The sequence below is a fragment of the Marinobacter sp. KMM 10035 genome (genome assembly GCF_046537445.1).
Taxonomy (GTDB): domain Bacteria; phylum Pseudomonadota; class Gammaproteobacteria; order Pseudomonadales; family Oleiphilaceae; genus Marinobacter; species Marinobacter sediminicola.
The window spans coordinates 1536800-1555742 of the sequence record NZ_JBBVMG010000001.1 but is presented as its reverse complement, the minus strand read 5'-3'; the positions used below and the strand labels follow the sequence as shown (position 1 = coordinate 1555742).

The window sequence follows — 18943 nt, the reverse complement described above, 5'->3', positions numbered from 1 at the left end:
AAACTCTTACCAGGCAAGCCAGATAACGTGTTTTGCGCCTTTGCCAGGGCGGTGGGCGCGCACGGTTACTGCCTCTGCCGAAAGCCCGGCGCGCTTCAGGCGCTCGGTAAATGCAGGGTCCTGCCCGGCTGACCAATAAGCCAGAATTCCCTCCGGCCGCAGTGCTTCTTGTGCTGCGGCAATGCCAGCTGCTGAATACAACCAGTCATTTTCTTTTCGCGTCAATCCCTCAGGGCCATTGTCGATATCCAGCAAGATGGCATCGTAACTGGCAGGTGAAGCCTTGATAAGCTGCACCACATCACCAATATGCACCTTGGCACGAGGGTCTTTGAGCGGATACCCAGAAGCACTGCCCAAAGGGCCGAGGTTCCACTGCTCCACCTCCGGCACCAGCTCGGCAACGGTTACTTCGGCGGTATCGCCCAGAGACTCTAAAGCGGCTGCAAGAGTGAACCCCATGCCAAGCCCACCTATAAGCACTTTTGGTGCGGGATGATCTGCAATACGTTCGCAGGCCAGTGTGGCCAACGCATCCTCGGAGCCGTGCAAGCGGGTGTTCATAAGCTCGCCGCTCTTGCCGGCAATACGGATAGAAAATTCTTCGTTGCGCTGCAGAAGTCGCAGCTCGGAGCCCTTTCCGGGAATAATCGCAGTGCCTAGCAACTCAAAGCGAGCCATAAAAACCTCTGAAAAGGATTCAGGCGCGCTCACCAAGACGGCGCCCAACCCAGGAATGATATAACCTCGCCAGCGTAGGCCGAATCAAGGGCAAGGAAATTAGCCATGCCAAAGGTTTCAGCAAGAAAACTCGCGACATAAGCAGTATGTAGGCATCCATCTCACGGTGAATTTCACCCTGATCATCTTTTACGTGCAGCTCGCGAAGTGCCTTGTAGGGATCTACGCCCTGCTGTCGCAGCTCTTCATCACGGCCCGTGATGTCCAGCCACTCAACCGAGTCTCCGGTTCTTCCTGCCAGCTTTTCATACCAGCGCCGATCCCTGACACAAACGGGACATGAGCCGTCATAGAAAACGATCAGTTTACTTTGCGACTTACTCATAAGTGCCCTCCAGTCATAAAGAAAGCCTGAAAGGTACTCTATCACACCACCAGCCCTGGTTTTGCTCAGGCGGCAGGCTCCGCTCCTGATGCAGTCGGTTCATCCTGGTGCTTGTTTTCGCTCCGCGCCACAATTGCAGTGCCCACCAGGTCTCCTGTCACGTTCAGCCCGGTCGCGCCCATGCCAACCAGGGCGTCAATAGATACCAGGAGTGCGACTGTTTCAATAGGCAGCCCAACTTGTGCAAACACCGTCGCGATCATCACAATTCCTGCGCCGGGCACCCCCGCCGTACCTATGGATGTAAGCGTACCAATAAGCACAATCTCCGCCATGGTCACCAGGTCCAGTGGAATACCCACCACATTGGCCGCAAACACCGCAGAAATCGCGATACGGATTGCTGCCCCATCCATATTTATGGTGGCACCCAGCGGCAGACTGAAGCCGTAAATTCTCTTGGGTATGCCCAGGCTTCTTGCAGCATCCAGCGTCAGCGGCAGCGTGCCGGAACTGCTCTGAGTGGCAAACGCGGTAGCCATAGGGGTTCGAGCAGCACGGAAGAACTCGCGAATACCCACGCCATAAAACCGCATCAAAATGCAGTAAACAACCAGATGCACAGCCAGCGCAATATAGAGCACCATCACCATGTCGCCCAACGCCAATATGGTGGCCATACCCTGCTCACCTGCCGTCTTGGCTACAATCGCGAATACACCGATGGGAACGTACTGAAGTACACCAGCCATAACCTTCAAGGTGATCTCGTTGAGCCCTTCGACAACTTTAAAAAGATGCTCGCCAAGCTCTGCATGAGCCTCACTCTCTCGCAACTTCAGCAGCGCAATACCGAACACAATGGCAGTGAAGATGATTCCCAACAGGTTCAGCTCAGTAAACGCCGTGAAAATATTGTCGGGCACAATTCTCAGCAGCACACTCACGAACCCGGGGTTGTCCGGCACGTTTACTTCAGCGTTTTCGTCCAGAGCAATGCCGCTTCCCGGCTCAAGAAGCGTTGCCACCAACAAGCCGACCACAATGGCCAAGGCTGATGTCATCACGTAAAACCCGAACAGTTTCCGCCCAACCCGGCCCATGCTTCCAATATTCGCCTGATTGATACCAACCATCAGCGTAAACAGTACAATAGGCACAATAAGAAACTTGAGCAGTCGCAACAGAAGCTCGCCGAAAGGCGCCAACCAATCTGCCGCTTGCTGGCCACCGATCAAACCCACCGCTACGCCCAGCACCAACGCTATGCTTACGCGAAGAATGAGGGAGGAATTCAGATACTTGTTAAAAAGGGCCCTCATCAGATAGCCCCCTGTGAAGTTGTTGAGTACATCAGCATGATATGAGTCCTGATCCGGGATGGCGCCGATTGTGGTGGAAATTATCCGACAGGTAAACCGCAAGCCTATTTCTGTAGCTGCCGAACATCCGCCAAAAACTGATCAACCACCGCCGAGGTTGTCGCCCAGGAACACATAAGACGAGCGCAACCGCCGATAAAGTTATAAAAGCGCCACCCTTTTGCCCGCAAAGCCGCCTGCAGAGGCTCGGGCATTTCCACAAAAACACCGTTTATTTGCCGTGGGTATCGGAGCGTGATGCCCGGCAACCCCGCCAACCCGTCAGCCAATCTTTTTGCACTGGCATTCGCGTGGCGGGCATTGTCCAGCCACACGTTATTCTCCAATAAACCACACCAGGGCGCAGAGATATACCGCATTTTGGAGGCCAGCTGCCCTGCCTGCTTGCAGCGCCACTCAAAATCCTCGGCCAGTGCCTTGTTGAAGAAAACCACCGCTTCACCAAGGGCCAAACCATTCTTGGTTCCGGAGAAACACAGCACATCAACACCCGCTTTCCACGTGATTTCGGATGGATGCACATCCAGCGCTGCCACTGCATTCGCAAAGCGCGCACCGTCCATGTGGATATTCAGCTTGTACTGATCCGCCAGCGTGCGGATTTCCCGAAGCTCATCCGGGGTATAGATTGTGCCAACTTCCGTTGCTTGGGTGAGGCTCAGCGCTTTGGGTTTGGGGTAATGAATATCCGTGCGCTTGGTCACCAGGTGTTCAATGCTTTCAGGGGTCAGCTTTCCGTTTTCACCCTGCCCCAGCAAGAGCTTGGCACCATTGGAGGCGTACTCCGGCCCGCCACATTCATCGGTTTCAATGTGCGCCAACTCATGGCAGATCACGCTATGGAAAGATTGCCCAATAGACGCCAATGCCAGCGAGTTGGCAGCCGTACCGTTAAATACAAAATAGACATCACAATCTGTATCAAACAAAGCCCGCAGGCCATCCGCCGCCCGCTGTGTCCAACTGTCTTCACCGTATGCTGGCTCGTCTACGCGGTTTGCCGCCTCCATGGCTTTCCAGGCCTGCGGACAAACACCACTGTAATTATCGCTGGCAAACTGTTCTGACCGTGACACGGCAACACTCCTCAATCGGGTGGTTATATGCTCTGGCTTTTGGTTTCAGCAATGCCTTTCGCTGTTCGTTCAAACGTCAGCGCAATACGCTCGAACATGCCCTCAACGGTTGCAGTTTGTGCATCGGGTTCTCTGGCGGCGTGAATCGCCGTCAACAACTCCGCACTCACCTCTCTAAACCGAGGGTTCTTTTTACCTCGGGAACTCACCAGATAGGTATCTGCAAGTACCTGCTGCCACTCGGCGAGCTTTGCGTCTACCTCAGCACTACGATGGTTCTCGATGCGCCTTCTCAGGCGAATGGACATGTGGCCAATGTTCAGGCCGGTGAAGCCCAAGTCTGTCATGTGACGGTTTGGATTGCCCGACCCCTGATCGTAATTGGCCAGCCGCAACAGGCGCTCGCCCATGCGCCCATTAAGCCAGTTCTCCGGGCGTCTCTGATAATCAATGCTGGTAAGGTCGCGGGCCGTTGCCTTCAGCAGCCGCCGTTGCATGAACTGCCCATCCAGAGGGGTGATCAGCTTGAACACCCAGTAGAGAATACTGATGCCCACGAACAACCCCAGAGCATTACTGGTGGCTGTGTCAGCATTGAATGCCATGTGGTTTCCAGGCTGGACGATCAGTGTGAGCGGGATACAAATGCCCAGGCCATAGGGCAAGGTCGGCCGCTCTGCAAGGGCCAGCAAACCAATAAAAAATGGGCCGGCAAGCACCAGCACCAGTATTTCGAAATCCCCACTGCTTTTTGCAAGCAATCCCAACCCGTAAATCAACGCCACCGGAATAGCCACCACCACACTGAGCAACAGGCGCCGCAGCATGTTAATCAACACCGCCAGCGAAAACCGGGCAAACACAATGGAAAACACAACGGGCATGATCATCAGCATTATGGCCGCTGGGCTACCTGTGCTCATCCATACCCCGGCCCCAACTGCGAACACAACGGCGGTCCTGAAACCATTTACAACGCCTATCAAGGGGTCTCTGTGGGTTTTCAGCTTGGACGCCTTGAGCAGGGTCTGGTCGCGATTCTCCAGCGCATTATAAGCCCGCAACACCATAACCAGATCCGCCACCAACTCCACTGCGGTCTGGGTGAGGCGTATAACGATGGCAGATTCGTTTACATAGGCTGCCTTGTGTTCCAAAAGCGCCCGCCTGAGTTCCTGAGCCTGGTTGTAGGATTCTTCGTAACTGGGGGCCTCGGCAATAGCGATGAAGAGCATCCGCATATCTTTGAGCAACACACCAAATGCAGGCGACACCAGTTCCGGATGGTTACGGGGGAAGCGCCCCATTATCTGTGTGACCGCGAGCAACGACATCACCTTGTTAACCAACAGATGTGCAGCCCGGCTGCGTCCCGGCCCTTCCGGGCCTTCGTAGGCGACTGCACTGGAGTCATCGTTCAGCACAATCAGCGTTTCCAGGATCTGATCCGCATGCTGGTGGCGCTGTTCATGGGTACTATTCGGGTCCAGTTCCAGCGAGAGGTATTCAAGGGTTTTGTTAATGACATTCCGGGCATGGTCGCGAAGGCTTTCCTTAACTGTGACCGGCCACAGCAGGCGGCTAACCAACATGGCACAGAGGGCACCCACACTGATTTCACTTATACGGGACTGGGCAATATCAAACACCGCACGGCCATCGTTCGCATTGGGATCCGCCACAACCATAATTACGACAAGGCCAGCCGTCATTCCGGACATGGCAAAGGCGTAGATAAAGTTGGCGTTATGCACCATAGAGGAGGCTGCAGAGTTAAGGCCTATCCAGAGGGTGAGGCAGGCGAGCGCCAGCAGCGGATACGGCATAAACAACGCCAGAATTAAAATCCCTGCACCGCCACCGACCACCGAACCGGAGATCTGGCAAAGGGCTTTCTCAATCACCAATCCGCTTTCGGGGCGAATCTGCAGGAAGACAGCAGACACCACTGCCCAGTAGGGTCGATCGAGCTGCAAATACATAGACACGAACAACGCCAGCGCCATGGATATCACCCCTTTCAGGGCGAATATTACCGCGTGCCTGTTCGGGGTAAAAAGCTGTGTCGCAAGTTGCGGGAGCGCCAGGGATGCCACGTTACTACTCTTTGTCCGGCGCTTTTTCCATGTCTGTTTCCAGATAAATGGAAACCGTCATGCCCGCACTGATATTGAGATCTTCCGGGAAGGGATCAAGTGCAATATCAACAGGTATGCGCTGAGCCAGCCGCACCCAGTTAAACGCTGCCTGCACCTTCGGCAACATCAGGCTATCGCTCGTGGTGTTTGAATCTGCAATTCCCCGGGTAATACTGACCACCTCACCACTCAGTTTTTCTCCGCCCGAAAGCAGGGTAATTCGAGCTTTTTGCCCTACGTGCACCTGCTGCAACTTGGTTTCTTCAAAATACCCAGTCACATAAAAGGAATCATTGTTGATGAGCGATAAAACCGCCTCCCCCCTGGATACATAATTTCCCCGGCGCAGGCTAAGGTTATTAACAATGCCGCTCTCCGGCGCCAGCACCTGTGTCCGCTCCAAATCGATCCTGGCCGTATCGAGCTCCGCTTGGGCAAGCAGATAACTGGCTTTCGCAGACTCAGCGCGAATGCGGTAAGCCTCCAGACTTTCCTCACTGATAGACTGCAGATCAGCCATGCGCTGTCTGCGCTCATGCTGATGTCTGGCCAAGTCCCAACCCGTTCGCTCCTGAGCAAGCCGCGCATTGCTCTCGGCAAACTTTGCCCGGTAACGAGTGTCGTCAATTGTGAACAGAGGATCACCCTTATTCACAAGCCGGTTATTTTTAACGCTCAACTCGGTTACCCAGCCGGACACATCGGGAGCGATGGTGATGATATCCGCACGAATTCGTCCGTCCCGCGTCCAGGGCGAATAGAGATAGTGATCCCACACCCAGGTTCCGGCAACAACCGCGGCAGCCACCACAAGCAATGTCAGTCCAATACGCCCTAGCTTTCCCATGAGTGCCCTTTAATTCGCGAACAGATAAACAATAGCAGCCAACCAGCAGACGAACATCGCCACATCAAACCAGGCTTTCTTCCAGATGTAGGTACGCAGGCCCATATAGTGCAAAACACCCCGCGTGATCGCCGCCATAATGAACGCCAAGGGCAGCAGCAGCACAAAGGGGCTGAACAGCATTCCACCAAGACTCATTTCGTGAAGCATGTCACCCCTGCTACTGCCGCTGTGCCATCGTTATTTTTACGATTAAGTGTTTGATGATAGGTGCGATTTAAGCATTTCGCCAACTAGCGTATGCTAGCAATCCGAGAGTTTTTCCGCAGCCTGAATTTGCTCTGATCCGACACTACAGGTTTGAGATTACAGCAATCAGACGGCACATACGCACGAAGCAGGTTCAAGACAATGTCGTCAGCCTCTGTATTTGCACTATTCGCCGTGGGTTTCATCGCACTGGCCGTGTTCTATCTGTTCTTCTATCGCACCTGGCGCCGCGAGCGAGAACTGCAACAGCCCTTCCCCAAAGCTTGGCGAAAACACCTTCAATCAACGGTACCGCTGTATCGCCAATTGCCAACACCACTGCAGAAAGCCCTAAGGGATCAGGTTCAGCTATTCATCGCCGAAAAGAACTTTTACGGGTGCGACGGATTTGAGGTAGACGATCGCGTTCGCGTAGCCATTGCGGGGCACGCATGCCTTCTCACGGTGAAGCGATCTTATGGGGACTTTGATGATGTTCGCAGCATCCTTGTTTACCCGGATGTATACCGAGCGCAGACATCAGAGCGCGATGGCATGGTGGTTGGCGTAAGCGATCAGATCAGGGCCGGGGAAGCATCATCATTGGGGCAGGTAGTATTAGCTTGGTCGGAATGTGAAAACGGGGCGATGCGTGCTGGCAGCGAACACAATGTGATTCTGCACGAATTTGCCCATCAACTTGATTACCTGGATGGATCAGCAGATGGTGCTCCGCCCCTTGGCGGCGAGCAGGCCAAAGAGTGGCAGGAGACTATGACCATTGCTTACGACAACCTTCGCCACTCCCTGATGCATCGGAGCACAAGCTGGCTTGATCCTTATGGCGCAACAAAGCCAGCTGAGTTCTTTGCGGTGCTGACAGAAACCTTCTATCAGCAGCCGCAACATCTGAAAGAACAACAGCCGGCAGTGTATGACCTACTACGGGATTTCTACAAAATCGATCCTGGAGCGTTGGCGCCAAGCTGATCCTGCGCGGCGAAATTTTAACCGTTAAGGCCCAGGCTCTGCGCGTCCTTCTCGATGCTGCGGTCCAGCAACTCAAGATAACCTGCTTTGGTTTTCACTTTTGTTTGGGCGTGGGCTCTCATATTCAGTTTACGGAAGCCTTGGGCGAGTTCGTTCGCACGGTTCATCAGCTGGTCCGGTGCAACCACTTCATCCAGGTATCCTGCAACCACAGCACCTTCAGGGTTGTATATTTCGGCATTGATCACCGAACGGTAAAAGTGCGCTGGCGCCAGGCGGTGGCGGGCAATCTCAATACCTGCATGGTGCATGGTCATGCCGATGGCCACTTCGTTCAGGCCCAGCTTGAAGCTGCCCTCAACACCTACACGGTAATCAACAGAAAGCAGAACAAACGCTGCTTTGGCGAGGGCATGGCCACTGCAAGCACCAATAATGGGGTATGGAAATGCCGCCAGACGGCGGGTGAACTTTGAGCCCGCTGTCACCAGGGCACCCGCTTCTTTCATGCCCTTTTGCATTTCTTTCAGATCGTAGCCGCCGGAAAAAATACCAGGCTGTCCGGTCAGGATAACGACTGCTTTATCCTCTTCTGCCTGATCAAGGGCTTTGTGCAGCTGTTCAAACACGTCGTGGCTCAGGGCATTTACCTTGCCGTTGTTGAGCACTACGGTCGCAACACCATCATTGAGTGAGTAGCTTACTAAGTCGGTCACCGGCGTTTCCTCTTGGTGGGGATTAGTCTGATTTCGCAGAACTTTGCCAGCTTATGCCTGCAGCCACAAATCATTATTCACTCTGAGCACATTTATTGCCCGGTTCATCAGCCTCTGTGCCGGAGCTGCATCCGCAATTGGCCCTTGAAACCTTTCTTTGACGACAAAGGGATCAGATAGCTGTCGCCATCCTGCTCGGCCTTACTGCCACCGCGCTCGCTCCACTGCTCATCCGTGGTGACATAACGCAGGTTCCAGCCATCTTCGGTTGGCGTCATTTTAAGCGTGAGTGTATCGCGGTAAAGATACTCTCCTTCCACCCGGTGCTCTGTCCAAAGGGCTCCATCAACAAAGTAATCTGTAGCGGAAACGGCAAGCTCAACGGTCATAACCATAGTTCGCCCCCGGTCAACCGTGATTTTCGAGCTATCAAGAAAGGTAGAAAACAATACCGGGGAGCGAGCAGAATTCAACCCTGCCTGCTGTGGCTTCATCATCTCATCGAACTTGCGCAACACCGCACTGAAGGTTTCCTTGCGCCTTTCCGTCAGCCGAAAACTGCGCGCCCCCCGGGGCGACACTGTCGCTTCAAAATAATAAGAGGCACGAACCCGGCGACCTTCCTTTCTGGCCTTTTCGACTGAAGGTGGCAGTGGCAAGGACTCCACATCCATCACCCCATCCACGCGCACATCCCCAAACAGAAACCGCACCAGGTTCTGATACCCGTCCTCAGAGTTAACAATGCCATAGGGGCCGCTGTGGCTGCGATATACAAAGGCTCTGGGTGCACCTTGAACGGCCGCATTCTCGATCGCAACCAGTCCATCGCTCATCTTGCCCGCAAGCCACTTGGATACGCCTTTGGCGGCGCCATAGTCTTGCTGGTTTGTTCCCACCAAACAGAAAAATCGATCCGGATCGAATTTGCCATCCAGGGAGTCAACCCTGGATGGCTTGCCGTCAAAGCCCAAATAGTCGGCCATGGTGGCGCGGTTGAAGTTGTTGATATCCCAAAGCCCGAGAAACGCCGGCACGTTGATACCGGCCATTTCAATGCCATTGTGTGGAGTGGCATAGGTAAACACCTTGTCCACCATCTGCCGAACGGCGGGGCTACTGATTCCACCATTCTGCAATAGGCACCGACACACCAGGCCGCCCATGGAGTGCGCCACCAGATTTACCCTGAATGCCGCCCTAAGCTTCTGGTCGTCACCACATATTTGATCACGAATATTCAGAATCAAATCCCCCAACTGCAGCGCCGCTGCGGGAATAGACAGCGGTTTGCCTTCGCCAAAGTCCCTGTCTGCCTGATCGTAGTAACGGTAGATAACAACGGTTTTGGGGGTGATGTCCCGGTCGACCTCAGCGCCATCGGAAAACGCATCTGTATAACCGTAGTCTTTCATCAGGCGCATCATCGGGGATTCGAAAACCTGCTTGTAAACACTTCCGTCCCATGACTGGCGCACCTTGGTGGCGCCCAGGTTAAAGCCCATATAGGGCATGGAGACAGTATCGGCAATTTCGCTGGCGGTCATGGCATAGCCACGAACGTAAATGATGGGGTGGAACTGGCTCATGAGTCGTGCATCCTTTCAGGCTGATCCTGCACTGATGCATGCGATATTCGTTCCGGAAGCTTGTTTATGCGTTAGCGGCTAGAACTTGCGAGCCGCAAGCCGCACTGCGGCTGAATAATGTGTAAAAAAGGCTGACGAGTGTTGCCTTCACGAACTTCCTTAAAAAAAGTAGTAGCGAACAATCTGCGCAATAATCAACACCGCCACCAACGGGAAAATATACCGCGTCAGGTTGCCGTAGCTTTGGCCATCATCTTTCGGTGCATACTTTTCCACGAGCGGCAAAATAACGATAAGCGCCACAAACAGAACAGCGAGAATTATCAACAACGTTTCCATGGGATTTCTCCGTAAACTCCGGCCCGGGAAGCTACCGGCGTGCAGGCAATTACATCATAAGTTGACCACAGTTTGGCACCATGAGTTGGGCGCTTTGGTCGCAAAGCGAACGTTAGGATTTGGGGTAACCTTATGCGATACCTTGAATAAAGGGTTCGATGGAGACTGCATGTCGACTGATTTACTAACTATATGTGGCACGTGAACACCAACAAAGCGCTGGCGATTGTTCGTAACCCTTCTCCGGATTTGTCTGACAATGAGCGTTACTAATATAGGATTAAGGTTTGGTTCTATCTGCTAGGCACTTTTTGGAGCAGTCAGTAGTATCGCAACCTTCACTGTGACGAATGTTTTTTGCGATATTGGGTCGGTGTGCAGCCCACTTGTTTGCGAAAAGCAGTGTTGAATGTTGATTTCGAGTTGAACCCCACTTCGTAACAGATCTCGGTAACGCTATGGCGCGTATCCTTCAATGCCTCGCAAGCCGCTTTAATGCGGTATCCATTAATCCACTCATAGAAATTCGAACCGGTACAAAGATTGATGGCAGCCGATGCCTGATGAGTCGTGGTGCCACAGGTCTCAGCGAGCACCCTGAGGGTTAGTGCACTCTCTCTGAAGAGCCCCCTTTCCATGGCATTACCAAGTTCTTTGAAAAGTGTTATGTCGGTCTCATCAACAAGCGTTGGATTGTTTTGCTTGGCTGATTCCTTTGATGCCAACGGGACAGGTGCGGTTCGCTGTATGTGCATGGGTGGATGAGCATGGGTCAACAGCAGGTAGGTAAGATAGGCAGTGGTCGGTGCCAGTACAAAGGCAACGGAAAAACTCTCACCAAAAACAAAGTAGACAAGGATTCTGATGGTCAAACTGGCAGCAATAATTAACTGGATGAGCTGGAGATGTCCCACCCATTCACGCACGGCTGCCTTGCGAGTATTGATGCCCTTTTTTCGTTGCAGCCACCAATAAAATAGACTGGAAGCACCAATAACGGCCAAATAGGAATTGCCATAAAGCGTGATCGGTTGCCAGAGCGACTCAGCAATTCTGCCCTTAAACATCCAGTGAACCTTGAGTTCCCCCGGCATGCTCCAGAAAGGTATCGCAAGGGCAGCGACCAGAATCATCGGCGCGGCATGTAGCCACCAATCCCCGGCCTTGTTTAACGCGTTATCGCCCTGAATGGCTCGAATATAGCCGAAGATACAGAAAGGCATCATCACGATAAGCGGGTCGAAAAGCTTGAGAAAAAACGGAAACCGTTCCATCAAATCGCTGGCCTGGTACATGAATTCCAGAGACTGAAGGATAACGAGGCACACCAGAGCAAGCAGGTATGCCATTGGAAGCCTGTCCTGCTGCCTGTTTACAAACCAGCTCAAACTGGCGAAAAGCAGGATGACCCCGATGCAAAGGCATATCAGTGCGACGGTACCCGTCCAGTAATTCATCTCGTCTCCATATACGAATCGATCGATTCGAACTCACAGGCTATTGTTTTTTAACGTTAAATAAAAAAGTAATCGAATCTATCGATGCGGACGACCCGATCCGACGGATGCCGTTAAATAGTCCTCGCAAAAACACAAAAACAACGAGGACCCCTCTATGGAAATTCGCTCAGGCACGGCCCTTCTTGTACTTGGCACGGTGATTTTATCAGGCTGCAACGGTGGGTCGGATAACGCAAGTTCTTCGTCATCACCGGATCAGGCTCAGTCCTATCAAGCTGATATCCGTTACACCGAGTATGGTGTGCCTCACATTACCGCAAATGATTATGGCTCTCTCGGATACGGTGTTGGTTATGATCATGCCAGAAACAATCTCTGCACACTGTCCGAACAGCTGGTCAAACTGAAATCCCAAAAGTCCCGTTACTTCGGGCCTGGCGAGCAGAACGCAAACCTGCTGACGGACGTTGGCTACAAAGCTCTTGATTATCCAGCCCAGGCTGCTGAATTATTCAAAGAACTGTCCCCTCCGTCCAGCGAACTTTTGAAGGGTTACGCAGCAGGCTTCAATCGCTCTCTGGCGGAACGTCAGGGCCCCGGTGATTATCCGTCACCCTGCCGCGGTGCGGACTGGGTTGAGCCGATAACAGCTCAGGATTTGCTCGCCTACCAGCTGGATCTTGCCGGGCTGGCCAGCGCCCGAAATTTTATCGAAGCGATCGCCGTCGCGCGGCCCCCCACTTCCAAGGCGGCCGCATTTAATGTTCGGCTGGATCCTGCCAAAGTGTTTACTTCGGAAGGTATTGGTAGCAATGGCTGGGCTCTGGGGAATGAAAAAACCGACGGTGCCAACAGTCTGCTTCTGGGCAACCCGCATTTCCCCTGGGATGGCGAGCTGCGTTTTTACCAAAACCACCTGACCATTCCGGGCGAACTGGACGTAACCGGCGTTACGATGATTGGTTTGCCGGCAGTAGTGATTGGTTTTAATAACAATCTGGGATGGACTCACACAGTCTCCCAATCCAAACGATTTACCCTGTATCAACTGGAACTCGATCCGGCTGATGCAACCCGTTATGAATACGACGGTGGTTACCGTGATATGGCGACCAAAACCGTGGAAATACCGGTGAAACAGCCGGATGGTAGCCTTGCTAACTACAGTCAAACAGTCTATTTCAGTCACCATGGCCCAGTCGTTAATCTGGCTTCTTTATCGCCAGCTTTAGGTTGGACAGAGGGCTCGGCAGTCGCCTTCCGGGACGCCAACCACGGCAATACCCGGATGCTGGATCAGTGGCTTGCGATGGGCAAGGCTGAAAGTCGTGAGGTTTTCTTCCAGGCATTTGAAGAAAATCAGGGCATTCCCTGGGTAAACACCCTGATGATCGACCGCGAAGGTACCGCCAATTATATTGATGGAACGCTGGTACCCAACCTCACGCCACAGGCCGAGCAATACTGGCGGGCCGCGTCGCAGTCTCCGCAATTGGCGCCAATCTGGCAGGATGGTGCCGGCAGTGTCCTGCTGCCCGGAAACAGTTCCAATTTTGAGTGGCTGGATACCGGTGAAACTTTGTCGCCAGGGTTGATCCCTTTCAGCAAGGCGCCGCAACAGACCCGCAACGACTATGTCTTCAATGCCAACAGCAGCCACTGGCTCTCAAACCTGGAGCAACCACTTGAAGGTTTCAGTATTCTTTACGGGCCAGAACAAACCATTCGAAGCACACGCACTCGTTTCAATGCAAAGCTGCTCACTGACACCAGCAGTTCCGGGCTGGCCGGTTCGGACGGCCGTTTCTCTCTGGAGGAACTCAAGAGTGTGATGACGCACAATGGTTCGCTGTTCGGTAGTGAGTGGAAAAACGCTCTGACCCAGCGTTGCACCACTTACCCGACGGTTACCTATCAGAGCGCAGCATTTGATCTTAGCGCTGCCTGTCAGGCCTTGATCAACTGGGATGGCCGCTACAATATCAACAGCGCGGGTGCACACCTGATGCGGGAGTTCCTTGCAGCATTCCGTGTATCCAGCCATCGGGAATTGGACGACGACCTGTTTGCTTCGGGCTTTGATCCCGATGCGCCGGCAATGACGCCTTCCGGTCTGGCGCCGATCGATCCTGTTGACGCAACTAATGATCCGGTGCTCCAGGCCCTTGCGGCAGCGGCGACAAGGTTGACGGACAATAGTCTTTCGCTGAATGCCTCTTTGGGTTCGCTGCAGTATGTCCTGAAAGCTGACGGTGAGCAGCCTATTCCTGTCTCCGGAGGTTATTCGTTTGAGGGCGTGTTCAACATGGCCGAAACCAAGGCGAGTTCCCGAAGCACGTCAGACCTGGCGAACACCCTGACGGGGCAGCCAACTGAAGACAGCCCTCTGTTCGCTCTGGACGAAGACGGTGATGGCCAGGATGAATTGGCTTACCGGATAAACTATGGTTCCAGCTTTGTGATGGCGCTTCAGTACACAGCTGAAGGCCCTAAGGCTGATATGTTCCTCAGCTATAGCCAGGATCACGATCCTGAGGCCGAACACTTCAAAGACCAGACGGAGCTATACAGCGACCTGGAGTGGCGACCGATTCTTTTTAAAGAGGAGGACATCGCAGCAGCGGTCGTGGAAACCGTTAATCTGCGCGAGTAATTCAGGCGTGAGCGGCCCCGTTTATCGGGGCCGCTTCGTATTGATCTGCTCCCAACTTTCTAATTCACCGCGACCTTAGTAATGTTCAGAAAAAGCGACGGATTCGGATGCCCGCCTTTGTTTAAAAACTTGGGAAGCTCGGCTTGGTCGCAAAGCGGACATTCAGATTTGGGGATAGCGTCCGCCAGCATGCGCGGCTACGGAATGGAGGCGAAGCCTTATGTAGTAGGCGTCGCCGTGACTGGCCTGGTTATGTGTAGCCAGATACCTCTTCTAAGTTCCGAATCAAGTCTTGCCTTACCAGCCTTGTACTGCCGTCAGATCTCTCGACACGATATGACTTCGGCGTTTCTTTGATGCATTTAACGCCGTTTTCATGCTCGATCTCATAGCGACCAGTTAAAAAGACTACGTTGTAGAACTTGCCTACTTCCATTTCGATACCTCCGTAAATCTGAATATTTTTCGACCATAACAGATTTTCTTAACGGAGAATTTTGTGCTGGTAACTGTGCCGACTGACACCATTAATAAAATTTAACAATAGCCAAGTAGTGACCACTGGTCCTACCCACGACAACAGCCACTGGTTATGCTTTACAGGCCTAAATCCACCGCCAAAACTATTGCTTCACCAATCTCAGCAATCGCCTCATTCCTCTCTGAGAAAGAAGCTTCCGTTTGCGTAAGATATAGGACCACAACGATGGGCTGTCGTTCCGGTGGCCAAATTATGGCTGTTATAGATCGCGATCCGAAACCTCCAGCCCCAGATCGATCTGCAACAATCCAGCCTTCCGGAACAGCAGCCCGAAAAAGTCCATCTGCGACTTGGTTACTCTTAAGCCAGTCATTTAGTTGATCTCTAGACTTTCCAGATAACGCGTCGCCCAACAGCAAACTCTGAAGATTTTTCACCATCGCATTTGGAGTGGTTGTATCCCTGTAATCGCCTGGCACCGCCTCATTAAGTTCCGTCTCCCAGCGATCAAGACGCGTTACATCATCCCCCAAGCCCCTTGCGAACGATGTTACTTTATCCGGCCCACCCAGAGCTCGCAAAACCAAGTTTGCAGCCGTGTTGTCGCTCATCGTCAGAGCAGCCTCACACAGATCTGAAAGGGTCATAGCTTGACCGCCAGCGTATTTCTCTGTGATGGGGGAGTAGGTCACGAGATCTGACTCCGAAAAACTCACCGATCTTTCGAGACTCTCCTGTCCCGCATCGACCCGATGAAGCAGAGCCGCACAAGCAAGCGTTTTGAACGTACTGGACATTGCAAATCGTTGGTCAGCTTGATATCCCCATCGCTGACCGGACTCCAAATCGTAAGCAGCAAAGCCCGCTTGAGCCTCTATCTCACCAGTGATTCTCGCCACAGTTTGAATCAGGGAATTATGGCCGTCGGCAGATGCAGTTGACGCCAAAAAGCCAAAGAAAATAGCTACAGAAAACTTTAGTAACGCCGTCACTGATTCAATTTTCATAAATTTCTCAGCACCTTATTCGAACTGCATAATGCTTCAAACACCGGCGCAGCTTGATGTGTCCGAGTGCTTGGATTTGTTAGGACGCCCTGGAGGGGAGGGGATGCCCTTTAAGTCCATACCTTCTTTAATCCAAGTCGACCACTGTTTTAAAATATTTCCGTTTCTTACTTTTGATCCGTCAGACCAATTTAATGAGTAGTCATCAGAAATGAGTCCAGCTAGATCCTTTGCACTTATTTCTGGATCTTCTTGCATTATTTCTATGCATCGCAAAAGCGAACTTTCATTTTTTGCAGCAGCCCATATCGCTTCTTTATTTCCGCCAGACTTTAAAATTGATTCTGAATTTAGAAAGACAGTGTTGCCTTTCACCACAAGCAGTTCAAAACGCTTTAATACAGCTAATTCATTTCTTTTTACAGACTCAGTTTTGCAGCCAGATTTGGGTATTTTATTGATGGCTGTGAGAGCGGCAAAGGGGGATACGGATACTGAAAACACCTTCCCTCGTTGTTTTCCACGCCTTGCCAGTCCCTCTCTATCTAAAATAGCCGACCCTGTATCCTGAACAACCAGATCGTTTCCAGCTCGCAGCATAAAGCCACAATGTATCAGGTAGTTGGTTAATCTATTCGCATAGGTAGTCCAAGTTTTCTCGCCAAATTTTGCTTTTGGTATACACTCCTTAAAGGTCTCACGTACCGCTTCCGGGGAAATCGTTTTCCCTGGATATTTTTTAAAAAGTGCAAGTTTTAAAGAATGCTTACCCAGCTTCTCACGAAGAACATTAAGCATGACATCTTCGTCATTTGTTTTAAGATTTTTCCCGATTTTAAATGAAGTTCCATCGCGTTCCGCCAAGCCTAGCATCACGAGATCAGCACCTATATTCCATATCGTTTTTTCGTTCAGCCCCGCTAAAACGCCAATACTTTTCGCGCTCCTGAAACCTTCAAGCTCTAAAATCTTACATACATTAAGCAAAGAGGATGGGTCAGATGTTGGTATATAGTTATAAGGCACAACAGGAACCCTGCCTGTTAACAAGTAATCTTTGAATATATCCCAATATACGTTTAGTCGATCACCACTTTTGATAACCAAACGTTTATGAACCAAGTTATTTAAAACTGTAGTTCCCGATATCTCGATTATCTCGCTCCAATCAGCAGGAGCCTTCTGTGCAATTAGCTTCAGGCAAGATAATTCATGTGGAGAAAGGATAGTTAAGTCAGCCTCAAAGAGACGCCCAACATCTAAATCTAAAAGCAATGTATCTGTTTTCTCTCCTTTTACTATGCCTTCATATAAGTTAATACATAACTTCTTTAGCAGCCATGGGAATCCTTGGCTAACCTCGGTAATTTGATGCCTAATTTCAGCTGATACTTTTTGTCCAACTTCTTTTTCAAACTGTGTTATTGACTTTGATATTTCACCATTATCAAAAACATCTAAACGATATTCTCTTCTATGATCAGATAATTCATGCCATAAATGGTACGCGGGGTGATCCTGCTGGGTAGTACTATCTGTTTTCCAAGCGAAGCCTAAAACAAAATTGCTTTGACTACTCGCAACATCTAACATTAAGTCTTTCGCAGCATTAAATATACCAAAAAGCTCAGGCTTAGAATAAAGCTCTTCAAACTGATCAAAAACAAGACAAACAACTTGGTCGCTTGAACTCAATGACTGCAAATAGTTTTTAATGCTGTCTGAACTTAAGGGTGAGCCAGGATCTGTAAGAGTAAGATCAATATCAGCACCAAATCCATTTTTTTGAGCTTCTCTTAAGGATGCGATCAGCGAAGCTGAAATATACGATGGTTCACGAGCGCCTCGCATATCCACTGCATAAATAAAGTACTTCTTTTTGTAATGGTGATTTCTAGATCTATCTCTAAGTTTTGCAATTAGGGAGCTTTTTCCAAGTCCTGAATTTCCGGTAATAGCAAATATTCTAGTTCCGGAGTTTTTTCTGGCGGAACTTAAGAAATTTAATATATCCTTTTGTGTATCATCTCGTCCTACAAAATCCTGTGGTCGAGCTGGGCGGTAATCATCCCATGATTCTCCGATTTGAACTTGGACTACCGGAGGTAGTTTTTTCGGTGAGATACTTGCGCTTCCAGCTCGCTCGCTTATACCAACCCGAAGATCATAGTCAGCGATTGTTGTATTCAAGCTGGATATATTTTTTATAGTATCCTCATCGTAGATTTGTCTTCCACTCGAAGCACGATAGATCAAAACACCGTAAGGAGCGCCTCCCTTTAATGTATAGACACACCAATACATACCATATTTTGATACAAGGAGTGTCCAATCCCCCAAAACTTCAGGGTCGCCAATAAAATCTTGTGCTGCCAAATAAGGTGGGTCAGTAATAATAGAAGAACTCTTTAGAGCGTCGACTATCTCTTTTGGGGAATAAAAACTTAGCTTTTCGGCTTTCTCTTTTGGCTTTGACTTCCAGCTCTCGACGAACCCTTTCGCATCCTTGGTAAAGTCTGAAGTGGAGATCAACCAACCTTCAGAGTATTCCTCAAAGTCTACCGTCCCCCATAATTGCCTCAAGACAGGAGCAGATATTGGCTCCTTTTGAGCCTTGCATTCAACATAAATTACTTTTCCGCTTACTCTATGTTTGCACAACAGGTCCAATTCCGCACCGATTACTCGTACTTCGTCTATTACATCGTAATGTTGTGCTAACAAGAGCTTCTTTGCTAATTCCTCAAGAAGATCCCCTTTGTCCTTATTGCTATTATCTTTTTTACATGCAACTTCGATCTTCATTTAAAATCCTTAAGCAACACCTTATAACTATGGATAGTGGGTTCCACTATGAATTCTAACAGCTTATTAGTTTGAATTCTTATTAAATCGCAACGCCATCACCACGTCCAAAACTGAGTCACGGCCTGAATAATATCGACTTTTC

General features: G+C 50.9%; 15 protein-coding genes. 2 read left to right on the top strand and 13 right to left on the bottom strand.

All coding sequences use genetic code 11. From position 1 onward, the window contains the following. Positions 1–6 precede the first annotated feature (6 nt). From AADB16_RS07010 to AADB16_RS06980, 7 genes are all read right to left on the bottom strand, one after another. A complete protein-coding gene (locus AADB16_RS07010) occupies positions 7–681 on the bottom strand; it encodes a hypothetical protein (RefSeq protein ID WP_298448641.1) in 675 nt (224 codons plus the stop codon). Positions 682–700: 19 nt separating this feature from the next. After that, entirely contained in the window at positions 701–1066 is a 366-nt protein-coding gene (locus AADB16_RS07005; protein WP_200202692.1) for a thiol-disulfide oxidoreductase DCC family protein, read from the bottom strand. Between the two features lie 65 nt (positions 1067–1131). After that, positions 1132–2388, bottom strand: coding sequence for a dicarboxylate/amino acid:cation symporter (locus AADB16_RS07000; RefSeq protein WP_410802262.1), 1257 nt, complete (start codon positions 2386–2388; stop codon positions 1132–1134). Between the two features lie 104 nt (positions 2389–2492). Then, positions 2493–3524, bottom strand: coding sequence for a threonine aldolase family protein (locus tag AADB16_RS06995; RefSeq protein WP_410802260.1), 1032 nt, complete (start codon positions 3522–3524; stop codon positions 2493–2495). 23 nt (positions 3525–3547) lie between these two features. After that, on the bottom strand, positions 3548–5620 hold the full coding sequence (locus tag AADB16_RS06990) for an FUSC family protein (protein ID WP_298448648.1): 2073 nt from the start codon (positions 5618–5620) through the stop codon (positions 3548–3550). 4 nt (positions 5621–5624) lie between these two features. Then, entirely contained in the window at positions 5625–6509 is an 885-nt protein-coding gene (locus AADB16_RS06985; RefSeq protein WP_410802258.1) for an efflux RND transporter periplasmic adaptor subunit, read from the bottom strand. 9 nt (positions 6510–6518) lie between these two features. Then, positions 6519–6719: a DUF1656 domain-containing protein gene (locus tag AADB16_RS06980; RefSeq protein WP_298448652.1), complete on the bottom strand. Its 201-nt coding sequence runs from the start codon at positions 6717–6719 to the stop codon at positions 6519–6521. Between the two features lie 201 nt (positions 6720–6920). On the opposite strand from AADB16_RS06980, the gene AADB16_RS06975 reads away from it, so the two are divergent. Next, complete coding sequence (locus AADB16_RS06975) at positions 6921–7748, top strand: zinc-dependent peptidase (RefSeq protein ID WP_298448654.1); 828 nt, start codon at positions 6921–6923, stop codon at positions 7746–7748. Between the two features lie 17 nt (positions 7749–7765). Here the strand turns inward: AADB16_RS06975 and AADB16_RS06970 are convergent, their stop codons facing one another. The 4 genes from AADB16_RS06970 to AADB16_RS06955 all read right to left on the bottom strand — a co-directional run bounded on the left by AADB16_RS06970 (position 7766) and on the right by AADB16_RS06955 (position 11741). Next, entirely contained in the window at positions 7766–8464 is a 699-nt protein-coding gene (locus AADB16_RS06970) for a crotonase/enoyl-CoA hydratase family protein (protein WP_298448656.1), read from the bottom strand. Positions 8465–8571: 107 nt separating this feature from the next. Next, on the bottom strand, positions 8572–10053 hold the full coding sequence (locus AADB16_RS06965) for an esterase/lipase family protein (protein ID WP_410802255.1): 1482 nt from the start codon (positions 10051–10053) through the stop codon (positions 8572–8574). Positions 10054–10212: 159 nt separating this feature from the next. Next, positions 10213–10392, bottom strand: coding sequence for a hypothetical protein (locus AADB16_RS06960; RefSeq protein WP_298448659.1), 180 nt, complete (start codon positions 10390–10392; stop codon positions 10213–10215). 338 nt (positions 10393–10730) lie between these two features. Continuing rightward, positions 10731–11741 carry a helix-turn-helix domain-containing protein gene (locus tag AADB16_RS06955; protein WP_410802253.1) on the bottom strand — a complete coding sequence of 337 codons (1011 nt, stop codon included), beginning with the start codon at positions 11739–11741 and terminating at the stop codon, positions 10731–10733. A gap of 265 nt (positions 11742–12006) precedes the next feature. Here AADB16_RS06955 and AADB16_RS06950 point away from each other — a divergent pair, with 265 nt between their 5' ends. Then, complete coding sequence (locus tag AADB16_RS06950) at positions 12007–14505, top strand: penicillin acylase family protein (RefSeq protein WP_410802251.1); 2499 nt, start codon at positions 12007–12009, stop codon at positions 14503–14505. A 597-nt stretch (positions 14506–15102) separates the two neighbouring features. Here AADB16_RS06950 and bla read toward each other — a convergent pair. Further along, positions 15103–15993 (bottom strand): class A beta-lactamase, encoded by an 891-nt coding sequence (gene bla / locus AADB16_RS06945; RefSeq protein WP_410802249.1) that lies wholly within the window; start codon positions 15991–15993, stop codon positions 15103–15105. A 36-nt stretch (positions 15994–16029) separates the two neighbouring features. After that, the gene (locus tag AADB16_RS06940) at positions 16030–18798 is read right to left on the bottom strand and encodes a restriction endonuclease (protein WP_410802247.1); all 2769 of its coding nucleotides are present in this window, start codon (positions 18796–18798) and stop codon (positions 16030–16032) included. Positions 18799–18943 lie beyond the last annotated feature (145 nt).